Origin of the sequence: Streptomyces sp. NPDC052020 (assembly GCF_040680575.1) — a bacterium.
GTDB lineage: Bacteria > Actinomycetota > Actinomycetes > Streptomycetales > Streptomycetaceae > Streptomyces.
In genome coordinates this window covers 182,022-195,921 of record NZ_JBFAWY010000007.1, presented here as the reverse complement: position 1 = coordinate 195,921, position 13,900 = coordinate 182,022, and the positions used below count along the sequence as shown (strand labels likewise).

Genomic DNA, 13,900 nt, shown 5'->3' with positions numbered 1-13,900 from the left:
CAGTGGCGCGTGCCAGACTCGCGCGCATGGAGGAGACCACGGGGGCGGAAGAAGGCAGCGCCGGGGTGGCGCGGGCGGTCACGGGGGCGCTCGGCGCACGGGATGCACTGGCCGGCCGGGTCCGCGCGGGGGCGCGGGTCAAGTACCTCCACTTCTGGGGTCACCGGCCGCGGCCGGACGGCCGGATCGGGCCGGGGTGCCTGAGCCAGTGGTGGCCGTCGCCGTTCACCGTGGACGGGGTGGAGTACGCGACCGCGGAGCACTGGATGATGGCGGGCAAGGCGCGGCTCTTCGCGGACCCGGAGGCCGAGGAGCGGGTGCTGGCGGCAGACCATCCCGCCGAGGCCAAGAAGGCGGGGCGGGTGCGCGGGTTCGATGAGGCGGTCTGGGAGCGGGAGCGGTTCGGGATCGTCGTCGAGGGCAGCGTGCACAAGTTCGCCGCCCACGCCGAACCGCGCGCGTTCCTGCTGGGCACCGGGGAGAGGGTCCTGGTGGAGGCGAGCCCCGTGGACCGCGTATGGGGCATCGGCCTGGCGGCGGACGACGAGGCGGCGGCCGACCCGGAGCGGTGGCGGGGGCTGAACCTGCTGGGGTTCGCGCTGATGGAGGCGCGGGCACGGCTGCGGGCGCGCTGAAGGGGGCCGGCCCCGGGCCCGGCCCCCTTCACGGACACCGCTCGCGGCGCGGCCGAGCACCAGTCCGGTGGTGCCCATGCCGTTGCTCGGCTGCGCCGGCATGGCGTAGCCGGGCGCCTGCGGACAGGCGGCGGGGCCACCGGATAGCCCTGGCCCGGGTTCGGGTAGCCGCGCCCCGGAGCGGACCGCGGACAGGCGTAGCCGCCGGCCGGCTGGGGCGGCGACTGTGATGGCGGCGGCCCGCCCCCCTCGGGTCCGGGAAGGACGCGGGACATGACGTGCTCTCCCCCGTTGGCGTCTGGGCATCGCAGTCGTCCCCCTCCCCCGCGGGCCCCGTGCGGACGGGCGGTCCGGACAGACGGAGCGGGGGAGGGGACGGCCGGGGAGGGAGTCAGCGCGGCGTCGCCACGGCGACGGGTCCCGGGCGGGCGGCACCGTAGTAAGGGTCCGGGTCCGCGTTCTCGTTGACGGCGAGGGTGATACCGATCGCCAGCAGGACGATCACGGCGAGGCCGAGGACGATGCCGATGACACCCATGATCAGCCCGGCCTGCGCCTGGCCGTGGTTGCCGGCCTCGCCGCGCTCGGCCTTCCGGCGCCCCTTGACGCCGAAGACCACGGCGAGGACGCCGAGCACCAGGGAGACCACGCCGTACAGGCAGAACAGACAGCAGGAGAGGATGCCCAGCACGAGGGCCGCGACGCCCATGCCGTTCTGCTGGTGCACCGGCGCACCGGGCCAGCCGTAGCCCTGGGGGTGGCCCGGGTAACCGGGGTAGCCGTATCCGCCGGGGACGCCCGGTCCGGTGGGCGCGACGGGCGGGGGCGGCACGGGGGAACCGGGCGCGCCGTACGCCGCCGGGCCTCCCGCGGCGGGCATCGCGGCGGGTGGGACGGGGCCGGGGGCGCCGTAACCGCCGGCCGGCGCGGAGGCCGCCGGGCCCTGGCCGTACGCGGACGGCGGCCGCTGTCCGCCGCCCGGCTGGGGGCCCTTGACCGGCGGTGTCCTGTTCTCGGGGGGCGCCCACGGGTCGTGGCCGCCCCCGGCGTCCCCGCCCGGCTGTGTTGCGTCGCTCATGTCGCGTCCCCCTGGGTCGATCGTCACGCCATGCTACGGCCCGCCTCCCCGCGGCACGGGAGCGGCCTACGATGATCCCCGACCCACCGATCAGCCGATCACCCGCGTCCCGCCGGCCCGCCGGCCAGGGCGCCGTCCCGGGGAGGAACCTTGACCGACCGTCTCGTCGACGCGCGCGTCCCGCGCGACCTGCGCGACTTCATCGCCCGACTGCCCAAGGCCGAACTGCACGTGCACCACGTCGGCTCCGCCTCCCCCCGGATCGTCGCGGAACTGGCCGCCCGTCACCCCGACGCCGGGGTCCCCGCCGACCCCGAAGCCCTGGCCGACTACTTCACCTTCACCGACTTCGCCCACTTCATCCAGGTGTATCTGTCCGTCGTCGACCTCATCCGCACACCGGAGGACGTCCGGCTGCTGACGTACGAGGTGGCCCGGGACATGGCCCGGCAGCAGATCCGGTACGCCGAGCTGACCGTCACCCCGTACTCCTCCGTCCGGCGCGGCATCGACGAGCGGGCCTTCATGGACGCCATCGAGGACGCCCGCAAGGCGGCCGAGGCCGAGTTCGGGACCGTGCTGCGCTGGTGCTTCGACATCCCCGGCGAGGCGGGACTGGAGTCCGCCGAGGTGACCACCCGGCTCGCCACCGACGACCGGCTGCGCCCGGAGGGCCTGGTCTCCTTCGGGCTGGGCGGACCCGAGATCGGCGTCCCGCGGCCCCAGTTCAAGCCGTACTTCGACCGGGCGATCGCCGCCGGGCTGCGCTCGGTGCCGCACGCCGGGGAGACCACCGGACCGCGGACGGTGTGGGACGCCCTCACCCACCTGCGGGCCGAACGCATCGGCCACGGCACCAGCTCCGCGCAGGACCCGAAGCTGCTGGCGCACCTCGCCGAGCACCGGATCCCGCTGGAGGTGTGCCCGACCTCCAACATCGCCACCCGCGCGGTCCGCACGCTCGACGAGCACCCCCTCAAGGAGTTCGCGCGCGCCGGGGTCCTGGTGACGATCAACTCCGACGATCCGCCGATGTTCGGCACCGACCTCAACAACGAGTACGCGGTGGCCGCCCGGCTGCTGGACCTCGACGAGCGGGGCCTGGCCGGACTGGCGAAGAACGCCGTCGAGGCGTCCTTCCTCGACCCGGCGGGCAAGGCCCGGATCAAGGACGAGATCGACACCTGCACCGCGCGGTGGCTCGCCTCCGGGACCTCCTGAGCCTTCCCGCGCCCCGCCCGACGACGGGCCCCGCCCTGCGGTCACAATGGCCCGCATGCACACCGTGACGGCCGTGGCCCACCGCGGCGACCCCTACCGCGTCCGCGAGAACACGATCGACTCGCTGCGTTCCGCGCTCGGCCGGGGCGCGGACGCGGTCGAGATCGACGTACGGCTCACCCGCGACGGCGTCCCCGTGCTGCTGCACGACGAGACGCTGCGGCGGCTGTGGGAGCGGGACCGTCCGCTGCGCGCGCTGACGGCGGCCGAGGTCTCCGCGCTGACGGACGGCCGGGTGCCGACGCTGGCCCAAGCCCTGGCCGCGACTCAGGGGAGCCGGGTGATGCTGGACCTGCCCGGCGCCCCGGACGCGCGGGCGGTGCGCCGCGTGATGGACGTGGTGCGGGAGTGCGGGGCGCGGGAGCGCGTGTACTACTGCGCGGGCGCCCGCGCCATGCTCGCCGTCCGCGCCGCCGACCCGGCCGCCGAGATCGCGCTGACCTGGACGACGCTGGCGCCGCCGCGGCCGGCCCTGCTGGAGGCGGTCCGGCCGCGGTGGCTCAACTACCGCTTCTCGCTGGTGGACCGCGCTCTGTCGGAGCGGGTCCGCCGCGGCGGCCACCTGCTCTCGGTGTGGACGCCCGACACCCGCCGGTCCATGCGCCGGCTCCTGGGCCTGGGCGTGGACTCGATCACCACCAACCGCATCGGCACCCTGTGCGCCCTGCGGGACGGCGGCTGACCGCCGCCCCGCGGGCCTTCCTCACCGCGGCGGGCCGCCCTGCGGCTCCTCCAGCGGATCCTCCAGGGGCACGTTGCGCAGGCCGGGCAGATGGCCGTCGAGTTCGCCCGGTTCGAAGCGGCACATCCCGATGGCGTGCCAGAACTCGCCCGTGACGTCGCCCTCGTACTTGTAGCCGCCGGACGGCGCCAGCGCGGCCCAGCCCTCCGGCATCCCGACCAGGGTGGCGCGCAGGCCGGCCGGGGCGTCGGCGGGGACGTCCCACAGCCGGACCGTGCCGTCCTCGCCGCCGCTGGCCAGCAGCGAGCCGTCCGGGCTGAAGGCGACCGCCAGCACCCGGCCGGTGTGGCCGGTCAGGACGGCCTTCTCCCGTCCGGTGTGGGCGTCCCACAGCCGGACCGTGCGGTCGTCGCCCGCCGTGGCGAGCAGCGGCAGGCGCGGATGCGCCGCGGCCGTCCACAGCCTGCCGGTGTGGCCGGTCAGCCGGTGCGCGACCGCCCCGTCCCGCCAGATCACGGCCTCCCCGTCCCAGGAGGCGCTGGCGAGCCAGGAGCCGTCCGGCGCGAACGCCACGGCGTACACGCGGTCGGTGTGGCCGTCGAGGACCTCGGTGAGCCGGCCGCCGTCCATGTCCCAGACCCGGACCCGGCGGTCGTCGCAGCCGGTGGCCAGGACCGCGCCGTCGGACCGGAAGGCGATCGAGCGGACCCGGCCGTAGTGCTCGGCGAGGGTGGTCAGGTGCGCGCCGGTGGCCCGGTACCACAGCCGTACGGTGTCGTCGTCGTTGGCGGTGGCGAGCACCTCGCCGTCGGCGCTGAACGCCTCGGCCCAGACGTGCTCGGTCTCGACGTCCATCTCCCGCTGGTACTCGCCGGTGGCGGCGTTCCACAGGTACATGTTGCCGTCGCTGCTCGCGGTGGCCAGCAGGGGGCCGCCGGGGCTGAACACCGCCGAGACGAGGCGGTCGCTCTGCCCGGTCAGCTCGCGCAGCCGCCGCCCGGAGGACGCGTGCCACAGGCGGACGACACCGTCGTTGCCGCCGGCCGCCAGTATCGAGCCGTCGGCGCTGAAGGACAGGCTGCCGATCCGGCGCCCGTGGCCGCGCAGGATGCGCCGGCCCTGACCGCCGGCCGGGTCCCACAGCCGTACCACCCCGTCGTTGCCGCCCGTCACCAGCAGGGGGCCGGTCTCCGGGGCGGGCGTGTCGCCGTGCGGGCGGAACTTGCACACCCAGACCGAGCCGCGGTGTTCCGGGGGCTGCCGGCTCAGCGGCACGGCGGCCGGCCGGCCGTCGGGGGCCGCGCCGGCCTCGGGCCCGAACCGCCACAGACGGACCGCCCCGGCGCTGTCCCCGGCGGCGAGCAGCGTCCCGTCCGGGTCGAACAGCACCTGGTAGACGGCGCCGCGGCAGCCGCCCAGCAGCCCCGCCGAGCCGCCTTCCGCCAGGTCCCACAGCCGTACCTCCCCCTCGGTGTCGCCGCTCACCAGGAACCGGCCGCCGGGGTGGAAGTCCAGGGTGTAGACGCGGCCCGCGTGCCCGGTGAACGCGTGCCGGACCCGGCGGGCGGCGAGGTCCCACACGCGGACGGTGCCGGCCCGCCCGTCGCCCATGTCGCCGGTGGCCAGCAGGGTGCCGTCCGGGCTGAACCGGGCCCGGAAGACCGCGCCCCGGTGGCCCGGCAGCTCACCGGCCGGCCGCCCGTCGGCCAGGTCCCACAGGCGTACGGCGGCGGAGGCGTCGCCGGTGACGAGGGTGCCACCGTCCGGTGCGAAGGCGACCGTGTAGACGGGCGCCGCGTGCCCGGGCAGCCGGTGCACGGGCGTGCCCGAGGCCGTGTCCCACACGGTGACCCGGCCGTCGGCGTCGCCGGTGGCCAGCAGCGAGCCGTCCGCGTTCAGGACGACCGGCCAGACGCCGCCCGGGTGGATCTCCAGCCGGTGCAGGCAGTGGCCGGAGACCGGGTCCCACAGCCGTACGGTGCCGTCGGCGCTGCCGGTGGCCAGCACCCGCTCGCGGAACTTGACGGCGTAGACCCGGCCGGTGTGGCCCGGGAGGGTGCGCAGGGCGGTGCCGGTGACGGCGTCGCAGAGCAGGACGCCGCCGTCCTCGCTGCCCACGGCGAGCAGTTCGCCGTCCGGGCTGTAGGAGATGGGCTCGGGCAGCCGGCTGGTGCGCATGTCGAAGCCGTAGGGCACGCCGACCGCGGAGGGGCGGAACCCTGCTTCGACGGTCATGCCGGGCGCGATCGCGGCCGTGGCCAGCTCGGGTGTGGCCGGCAGGGCGGGCCCGGTGGTGGCGGAGATCAGCGCCGCGCGCCGCCACCGGCCGCCCTCGACCCGGGCGCCGGTCAGGTCGGTGCGGATCAGCCGGGCCCGCCGCAGGTCGGCGCCGCGCAGGTCGGCGCCGGACAGGTCGGCGCCGTCGAGCCGGGCGCCGGTCAGCCGCGCCTGGCGCAGCACGGCGCCGGAGAGGTTGGCGCCGACCAGGCGGGCGTCGGTGAGGTCGGCGCGGGTCAGGTCGACCCCGGAGAAGTCGCGGTAGGACAGGTCCTCCCCGGCGAGGGAGGCGCCGCGCAGGTCGGTGTGGGCGGGCACCCGGAGCCGGGCGAGGATCTTGACGGCGTTGGCGCGGGCGACCTCCTCGCCCCGGGCGGCGGGGTCCCGCTCGTCGGGGTCGGCGGCGCCGAGCGTCCGCTCGGCCCACTCCTGGCAGGCGCGGTGGTCGGCGAGGTCGCACAGGAACTCCACGGCGAGCCGGCTCAGCTGCCGCCGGGCCAGCAGCGCGGTGTCCCCGGCGGCCAGCCTGAGGGCGCACTCGCGGGCGATCAGCCACTCCACCACCGAGCCGTGGATGAACCGGAACACGCCGTCGTCGCTGCGCACCAGCAGGCTGCCGGAGCCGATGGCGTGCGCGGTCTGGGGCACCGACAGCCGGGTGTCGGCGAGCCCGGCCAGCGTCCCGGCGACATCGGTCAGTTCGTCCAGCCGCAGCGCCTCCTGGCCGCTCTCCCACAGCCGCAGGGCGAGCACGGTGACCGCGTTCCAGAGCTGTTCCAGGCTGAGTCCGGGCGCCCGGCCGGGGCCGCCGGTGCCGCGGTGCTCCTCGAAGCGCAGCCAGGCGGTGAGCACCTCCTGGTAGAGCCCGGCGGGGCTGAGCGCGCGGCCGGCTCCGGCGACGGCGCGCAGCTGGTCGTCGTCGAGGTCGGCGACGAAGCCGAGCAGCCGGGGGTTGCGGCACAGGGCGAGCAGGTCGGGGATGGCGTCCAGCAGCCGCAGCCGGCGGTCGGCGGCGCGCTCGTCGCCGTCGTAGCGGTTGACCAGGTAGGCGCGGATCTGCCGCGGGGTGAACTCCCGCACGGCCAGCACCCGGCGCTGCGGGAGCAGGCCGACGCGTTCGCCGAGCGCGGTGAGCACCTGGTCCTGGGAGCGGAAGTGCTGGGTGCGGCTGCTGACCACGATCTTGGCGCTGTCCACGACGGAGTCCAGCAGCACCTGGAGGCGTTCGGCGGCGCGGTCGTAGCTGACCTGGGTGACCAGTTCGTCGAAGCCGTCGAAGAGCAGCACGATCCGGCCCTGCTGGAACATGTAGCGGAAGGCGCGCAGGTCGATGTTGTCGACGCCGTGGGCGGCGAGGTGGGCGGCGACCAGCCCCTCGAAGGAGTAGGCGCGGTCCAGTGCGTGCAGTTCCACCAGCAGCGGGATGACGTGGGGCAGTTCGGCCGGGATGCGGCGGGCCAGCTCCCGCAGCGCGAAGGTCTTGCCGTGCCCGAAGTCGCCGAGCAGCAGCAGGAAGCGGCCCTGGTCGGAGTCGAGCAGCCGGAGCATGTCGTCGACCAGCCCGTCGCGGTCCTCGGCGCCGAGGCGTTCCACCTCCCGGTACCGCTGGGGCAGGTACATGCCCGGTGGGTAGCGGGGGTCGGTGCGCAGCCGCTCGTTCTGGGCGGCGACGTAGCCGCGCAGGTCGAGCAGGCCCTGGAACTCGGTGAAGCTGCGCACCCGGACGCCTCTGCGGCGGGCCGCGTCGCGCAGCTCCCGGGCGGGCGGCGGGCCGTCGTGGACGAGTTCGGCGTCGGTCTCGGAGTCGGCGGCGTGGACGAGTGCGGTGAAGCGCTCGATGTCGTCGGCGGTGGGGGTGTCGGTGTGCACGGCGACCCGCTGCTGCCGGACGAAGCCCGACTCGGTCCAGGTGACCAGCAGTTGGGGCACCGGTCCGGCCACCGGGCGGATCTGGGCGCCGTCGTGGCGGGTGCGGCAGACCTCGGCGACCCGGGCGAGCAGCACCTCGGCCGGGGACTGCACCGCGCGCGGCTCGGGCTCGGGTTCGGGGGCGGCTGCGCCGGGCCCGGCGGGTGAGGGGGCGGTGTCCCGCGGGCCGGCGGGGCCCGCCTGGCCGTCCGGGGCGGGGCCGAAGGCGCGGTGGGCCCGCCGCCACTCGGCCGGGTGGCGGCGTGGCTCGCCGGGGGCGTGCCAGCTCGCCAGGCCGTCGCGGCCGATACGCAGCAGCTGGTGCCGGCCGGGTCCGGCCGCGCCGAGCACGGGCACCTCGCCGGAGGCGGTGGCCAGGGCCGGGTCCGCCCCGGGCTCGGCGGGGCCGTGCAGCAGCAGGTGCAGCCGGGGGGCGGTCAGCCGGGCCAGCACGTCGGTGTCGCGCAGCGGCCCGGCGCCGTCCTGGGCGGCCGGGCCGCGCGCGCCGGCGGCGCGGCGGGCGCCGGGGTGCCGGGGGTCGCCGGGCGGGTGGCGCAGGACGCCGAGGCGCAGCCAGCCCTCGTTCTCGTACGGGCGCAGCGCCTGCGCGAACCACGCGGCCTGCTCGGGGCCGACCATGCCGTACTGGTCGTCGAGGCGGTGGCTGTAGGCCATCGAGGAGTTCAGGCCCGCGACGACGGTGTGCAGTTCGGGCACGGGGAAGAGGGTCCAGGGCTGGTCGCTGTCGAAGACCGCGTCGAGGCCCTGGTAGAGCTCCCGGAAGAGCCGGGCGTAGTGCCGCCACTTGGGCCAGTACGGCGGCCGGGGCGGCATCTCGTCGGCCTCGCAGGTGGCGAAGTAGGCGCGGCAGGCGGCCTGGTTGACGTCCCGGCCGCCGGGGACGACGGCCACCCGGTGCGGTTCCAGGCCGAGCAGCGCGCGCAGCCCGGTGAGGAAGGCCAGTGCCTGTTCGAACTCGCGGGGGCTGCCGGAGGCGGTCAGGTCGCCGGTGACCACCAGCAGGTCGGGGGCGGGGGCGCCGGTGTCGGTGAGTTCCACCAGGTCGCCCCAGATCGCCGCCTGTAAGTCGGCCGGGTCCTGGCCGCGGCCGAAGGCGGGCCCGGCCAGGTGGAGCACGGTGACGGCCTCGCGGGCCCCGGCGTCCTGGGCGGCCCTCGGGTAGGCCGGTGGCGCGGCGGGCCTGCGCCGGCCCGCCCAGCCGGGACGGCCCAGCGGCCGTCCGGGCGGCGGCGCGACGGGCACCGAGGGCCCGGGCGGGGCCGGGTGGCCGGGGCCGCCCGGGTAGTCGGGCCGCAGGCTGGGCCGGGCGCGGCCGTCGAGGGCCTGGCGGACCCGGGTGAGGAGCAGGTCGCGGGCGGCGGAGGGGTCGGTGACCGGGACCAGGTCGACGTAGGTGATAGTGGCCAGCAGGCCCTCCACCGGGATGTCCTCGACGCGTACGGTGAGCAGCCGCCGCTCCGGGGTGTCGGGGTCGGCGCGCAGGGCGGCCTGCCACTCCATACGGCCGTACCGGGAGCGTTCGTAGTTGCGGGACAGGACGGCGATGACGGCGGCGGACTCGCTGACGCCGCGGTCCATGAAGTCGACGAAGTTGGTGCCGGGGACGAAGTCCCAGGCCTGGAGGACCGTGCGGTAGCCGGCCTCCTCCAGGGTCCAGGCGATCCACGACGCCCAGCGTTCGTCGGCCGGTGAGTAGCTGATGAAGAAGTCCCATGGCCCGGTGTCCCCCGGGGTGTATCGACGAGCCACCATGGGTCCATCATGCCTCCGCGGTCCCTGGGTTCCGGCGGTTTTACCGGCCTCGCTCCCGGTCGAGCGGGCTTGTCCTCACGCATGTCGGGCGCATCCCCGGCCACAGCGGTGCACGGATGTGCGACCCTTCCATCCGTGCGTGTCTTTCTGCGTCTGCATGTGCTGGACCGGCTGGCGATCGGGCTGCTGGTGACGGGACTGGTGTGCCTGGCCACGGGGTTGCTGCCGACCGGGCCGGCGAGCGACGCGATGGAGCGGATCGCCCCGCTGCTGGCGTTTCTCGGCACGGTGATCGTGCTGGCCGAACTGACCAGCAAGGCCGAGGTGTTCGACGTGGTGGCGGCGCGCGTGGCCCGGGCCGGGCGGGGCAGTTACGCGGCCCTGTTCCTGCTCTGCGTGGCCTTCGCCTCGGTCACCACCATCGCCCTGAACCTGGACACCACCGCCGTGCTGCTGACGCCGGTGATGCTGGCGCTCGCCTCGCGGGTCGGCATCGCGGTGGTGCCGCTGGCGATGACCACGGTGTGGCTGGCCAACACGGCGAGTCTGCTGCTGCCGGTGTCCAACCTGACCAATCTGCTGGCGGCGGACCGGGTGGCGCTGTCCCCGGCGGGCCTGGCGGCCCGGATGTGGGCACCGCAGCTGGCGGCCATCGCGGTGACGATGGTGTGTCTGTGGGTGTTCTTCTGGCGGCGCGGGAGACGCGGGGAGGGCACGGAGGGTGCCGGGGAGGCCGGGCGGGACGCCGCACGGGCCGCGCGGGGCCGTACGGGATCCGGTCCCGCGGGACCGGGCGCGGCCCGTCCGGAGGACGTACGGGAAGACGCGCCCAAGGACGTGCGGGCGCGCAGCCGTGACCGTTACCGGACGCCGCCGGCGCACCGGCCCGCCGATCCGGTGCTGTTCCGGGCCTGCGCGCTGGCCTGCGCCGGGTTCCTGGTCGCGATCCTGGTCGCCGACGTCGAGCTGTGGACGGCGTCCGCGGCGGCGGCGGCCGTCGCCGTCGCCGCCTTCGCCGTGCGCCGCCGGTCGGAGCTGCGGCTGTCGCTGGTGCCCTGGCGGCTGCTGGTGATGGTGCCGGGGATGTTCCTGGTGGTGGAGACGGTCAACGCCAACGGGCTGCACGAGCTGCTGGCCGCCGCGGTCGGCGACGACGGCGGCCTGCCGGGCCTGCTCCGGGCGGCCGGGGTGGGCGCGGGGCTGTCGAACGTCCTCAACAACCTCCCCGTCTACCTGGCCGGGGAGGCGGCCGTGCCCCCGGGCAACCACGACCAGTTGCTGGCGCTGCTCATCGGCACCAACGTGGGCCCCGTGGTGACGCCGTGGGCCTCGCTGGCGACGCTGCTGTGGTACGAGCGGTGCCACGCGTACGGGGTGCGGGTGCCGGTCACCCGGCTGCTGGGCACCGGCGCGGTGCTGGCCGTGGCCGCCGTGGCGGCGTCGGTGGCGGCCCTGGCGCTGACCGGGTAGCGGGCCGGCCCCTGCCCCCGGCGACGCCACCGCGACACCGGTCCCCGCCGGAAGGCGCTTCATCCCCGGCCCCGCCGGCCCCCGCCGGGCGTAGCCCAACCCCGGCCGCACCAGCCCCCGCTTCCGCCGGCCGGCGTCTCCGGGCCACGGCGGCTCCGGGCCGCGACCGCCGCCCCCGGACGCGGCGCGGGGCGCGGGCGTCCGTCACGACGACGAGCCGCGCCCGGCCCGGGAGAGCGGCTGCCGGGGAGGGTCCGCGGGCAGGCACGGGGCCACCAGTTCCAGCAGGTGCGGCAGCACCTCCGGCCGCCCCGCGACGAAGGAGCGGTCGGTGTCCGGCCCGCTGAAGCCGCAGCCGAACTCCCGGCCGTCCAGGTGCCGGACGGCCACTCCGGCCTCGCGGGCCAGCAGCGCCCCGGCCGGCAGGTCGATCGCCTCCGCCCGGTAGCCCACGAACCCGTCGATGTCCCCCCGGGCCAGCATGGCCCAGGCCACCAGCGGCGCCCACAGCTGGAGCAGCCGCCTGGACCGGGCCTCCAGGGTGTGCCGCAGCGTGCGCGCCGCCGGGTCGTCGCGGCACACCGCGTGCCCCTGGGTCCAGGCCAGCAGCGGCCCCGCCGGCGGCAGGGGGCGGCCGCCCCGGCCCCCGGCGAGCGCGCCGTGCGGGCCGTGTGCGCCGCCGCCGCGCACCGCCGACCAGGTCCGCCCGGCCACGGGATCGTGGACCACGCCGACCACCGGCGCCTCGTCGACGCACAGGGCGACGCCCACGACGTAGACGGGCAGCCCGATCACGACGTTGTTGCTGCCGTCGAGCGGATCCACCAGCCAGGTGCGGCCGCCGCCGTCACCGTGGTGTTCCCCGGTCTCCTCGGCGAGGATCCGGTCGTGGGGGAACCGGTCGCGGATCCGGCTGACCGCGAGGCGTTCCGCCATCAGGTCCAGGTCGGTGACGACGTCGCCGAGTCCGCCCTTGGGCCGGGCGGCGAAACCGTCCGGGATCCGCGAGCGCAGCAGCGCCCCGGCCTCCTCGGCGGCGGCCACCGCCGTGCGGTGTTCGCGGGCGTAGCCGGCCGAAGGGTCAGCCGGGTGGTTCGGGTCCGGGCTCATGCATCCTCCTGAGGACGGCCCGCGCGATCCGGGCGGTCTGCGTCGCGTCGCACATCCGGCGGACCATGCGGTGCCCCGGGGCCTGTAACGGGCCCAGGGAGAGGTCCGCCCGGCCGGGGACCGTCCGCCCCAGCACCAAGGTGGCCGTGGGGTGGCCGCCGGGCACCACGGTGGTGTGGAACTCACCGGCGGGCAGGGCGTACGTCTGGCCGCGTACGCTCGTCTGCTCCGCGCCGGGCAGACACGACACCAGCCGCCTGGTCGGCCGTACTTCGTCCACCCCCGAGGGGTCGCTGTGCACCTCGAACACCCGGTGGGTGGGCTCCTCGGCCCGTTCGCGGACCCTCATACGCCGGTTGCCGAGCCGCCCGTACAGCACCGTGCTGGTCAGTTCCCAGCTGTGCGAGTGGACGTCGGGCACCGGCGGCCCGTCCTGCGGCGTCCCGGGCGGCTCGCCGGACCCGGAGACCCCGAAGACGTGGACGCAGACCCCGTACGGGCCGTCCCTGAGGAGCGGCAGGCAGACGAAGCCCAGGGGATGGCGCACCGCGCGCAGGGGGCTGTGCCCCGACGCTATGTGCCGCAGTTCCGCCGCGGCGTGCCGCATCACCTCGGCGGCGTCCTCCCGCCGGGCGGCCCGTTCCAGGGCCGGGTAGTCCATCGCGCCCCCTCCCCCCGAGTCGTCGCCGCGGACGCGCCGCTCATCTGCGGTAGGGGTCCTCCGCGCGCAGCGCCCTGTCGATGATGTCGCCGACATCGCGGTCGGTGAAACTCGCCGGCAGCGGCAGGGCGAGCCGGTCGAGGAGCCGTCGGACCTCGTCCACGGTCGGCTCGTCGCCGAGGGGCGTGGCCTCCCGCAGATCGAGTTTGACCGCCTGCTCGCGGCTCTGGTGCAACTCGGTGACGTAGTAGTCGTACAGCGGGCGGCCCCGCTCCACGTACAGGCTCACCCGGCGCGGATCGTCCTGGGTGATGATCAGGCAGGTGTCGGAGAGGTCGAAGCGCAGGGTCGGCGCCACCGAGGAGAGGTGGACGTCGACCTCCAGGGTGTCCAGCCGCTGCCGGTGCCAGGCGGCGGCGACCACCGTGGCGTACGCCTCCTTGCGGGTGCGCTCGGTGGTCCACTCCGTGAACGGGCCGGCCTCGTTGCGGTAGCCGAAGGTGCGCCGGAACCGGGCGTACGCCTCGCACACCCGGTCGTCGGCCGGGTTGACGATGTCGATCTTCATGCTGAGGGAGCGGCGCTGCCGCTGGGCCTCCAGGACGCACTCCGGCAGGGTGACGGCGCGCAGATAGGTGCCGGTGCCGCCCTTGAACACCCAGCGGGAGGTGTCCCGGCGGGCCTTCTCGTGGGCCAGCGCGATCTCCGGGCCGGACAGGCTGCGCACCATCGACAGGTCCTCGATGGCCCGGCCCGTCCCCTCGGTCGCGGTCCGGATGTCGGCCAGGCGGCGCCGGCGCTCGGTCAGCGACCCGTAGACCAGGGCGGCCAGGACGAGGAGGGTGGCGCCGGAGACGATGTTGTCGTCGAGGTCGTCGTCCAGGAGGTCGAGCAGGCCCACGACCAGGGCGAGCCCTATGGCGACGACACCGTCCGCGTTCCGGACCGCCCAGGCGATCCTGTCCTCCAGCCGGCGCCCGGACGGCTGCGGTCTGCTGCTGCGGGTCACGTCTCCCCTCCCGACG

At 76.0% G+C, this 13,900-nt stretch carries 9 protein-coding genes; 4 read left to right on the top strand and 5 right to left on the bottom strand.

Annotated elements, in window-relative coordinates:
- The first annotated feature begins 26 nt into the window (after positions 1-26).
- On the top strand, positions 27-635 hold the full coding sequence (locus AB0L74_RS09725) for an NADAR family protein (protein WP_365647956.1): 609 nt from the start codon (positions 27-29) through the stop codon (positions 633-635).
- A gap of 391 nt (positions 636-1,026) precedes the next feature.
- Here AB0L74_RS09725 and AB0L74_RS09720 read toward each other — a convergent pair whose 3' ends face one another.
- Positions 1,027-1,713 (bottom strand): DUF4190 domain-containing protein, encoded by a 687-nt coding sequence (locus AB0L74_RS09720; RefSeq protein WP_365647953.1) that lies wholly within the window; start codon positions 1,711-1,713, stop codon positions 1,027-1,029.
- A gap of 150 nt (positions 1,714-1,863) precedes the next feature.
- Here AB0L74_RS09720 and AB0L74_RS09715 point away from each other — a divergent pair, with 150 nt between their 5' ends.
- Together AB0L74_RS09715 and AB0L74_RS09710 are read left to right on the top strand one after the other, a co-directional pair.
- On the top strand, positions 1,864-2,934 hold the full coding sequence (locus AB0L74_RS09715; RefSeq protein WP_365647950.1) for an adenosine deaminase: 1,071 nt from the start codon (positions 1,864-1,866) through the stop codon (positions 2,932-2,934).
- A 55-nt stretch (positions 2,935-2,989) separates the two neighbouring features.
- The gene (locus tag AB0L74_RS09710; protein ID WP_365647948.1) at positions 2,990-3,676 is read left to right on the top strand and encodes a glycerophosphodiester phosphodiesterase; all 687 of its coding nucleotides are present in this window, start codon (positions 2,990-2,992) and stop codon (positions 3,674-3,676) included.
- A 21-nt stretch (positions 3,677-3,697) separates the two neighbouring features.
- Here AB0L74_RS09710 and AB0L74_RS09705 read toward each other — a convergent pair whose 3' ends face one another.
- Entirely contained in the window at positions 3,698-9,634 is a 5,937-nt protein-coding gene (locus tag AB0L74_RS09705) for a TIR domain-containing protein (protein ID WP_365647945.1), read from the bottom strand.
- Positions 9,635-9,796: 162 nt separating this feature from the next.
- Here AB0L74_RS09705 and AB0L74_RS09700 point away from each other — a divergent pair, with 162 nt between their 5' ends.
- The gene (locus AB0L74_RS09700) at positions 9,797-11,104 is read left to right on the top strand and encodes an SLC13 family permease (RefSeq protein ID WP_365648184.1); all 1,308 of its coding nucleotides are present in this window, start codon (positions 9,797-9,799) and stop codon (positions 11,102-11,104) included.
- Positions 11,105-11,308: 204 nt separating this feature from the next.
- Here the strand turns inward: AB0L74_RS09700 and AB0L74_RS09695 are convergent, their stop codons facing one another.
- The 3 genes from AB0L74_RS09695 to AB0L74_RS09685 are packed head-to-tail and all read right to left on the bottom strand — an operon-like array spanning position 11,309 to position 13,884.
- Positions 11,309-12,214, bottom strand: a complete 906-nt coding sequence (locus AB0L74_RS09695; protein WP_365647943.1) for an inositol monophosphatase — start codon at positions 12,212-12,214, stop codon at positions 11,309-11,311.
- Entirely contained in the window at positions 12,186-12,875 is a 690-nt protein-coding gene (locus AB0L74_RS09690) for a hypothetical protein (protein ID WP_365647940.1), read from the bottom strand. The genes AB0L74_RS09695 and AB0L74_RS09690 overlap by 29 nt, the downstream gene beginning before the upstream one ends.
- 40 nt (positions 12,876-12,915) lie before the next feature.
- Positions 12,916-13,884 carry a hypothetical protein gene (locus AB0L74_RS09685; RefSeq protein ID WP_365647938.1) on the bottom strand — a complete coding sequence of 323 codons (969 nt, stop codon included), beginning with the start codon at positions 13,882-13,884 and terminating at the stop codon, positions 12,916-12,918.
- Between the last annotated feature and the right edge of the window lie 16 nt (positions 13,885-13,900).

Bases quoted from the DNA above. Each gene is read 5' to 3' on its own strand.
- AB0L74_RS09710 (WP_365647948.1), top strand. From the start codon at position 2,990: ATGCACACCGTGACGGCCGTGGCCCACCGCGGCGACCCCTACCGCGTC.
- AB0L74_RS09695 (WP_365647943.1), bottom strand. From the start codon at position 12,214: ATGAGCCCGGACCCGAACCACCCGGCTGACCCTTCGGCCGGCTACGCC.
- AB0L74_RS09725 (WP_365647956.1), top strand. From the start codon at position 27: ATGGAGGAGACCACGGGGGCGGAAGAAGGCAGCGCCGGGGTGGCGCGG.
- AB0L74_RS09720 (WP_365647953.1), bottom strand. From the start codon at position 1,713: ATGAGCGACGCAACACAGCCGGGCGGGGACGCCGGGGGCGGCCACGAC.
- AB0L74_RS09705 (WP_365647945.1), bottom strand. From the start codon at position 9,634: ATGGTGGCTCGTCGATACACCCCGGGGGACACCGGGCCATGGGACTTC.
- AB0L74_RS09690 (WP_365647940.1), bottom strand. From the start codon at position 12,875: ATGGACTACCCGGCCCTGGAACGGGCCGCCCGGCGGGAGGACGCCGCC.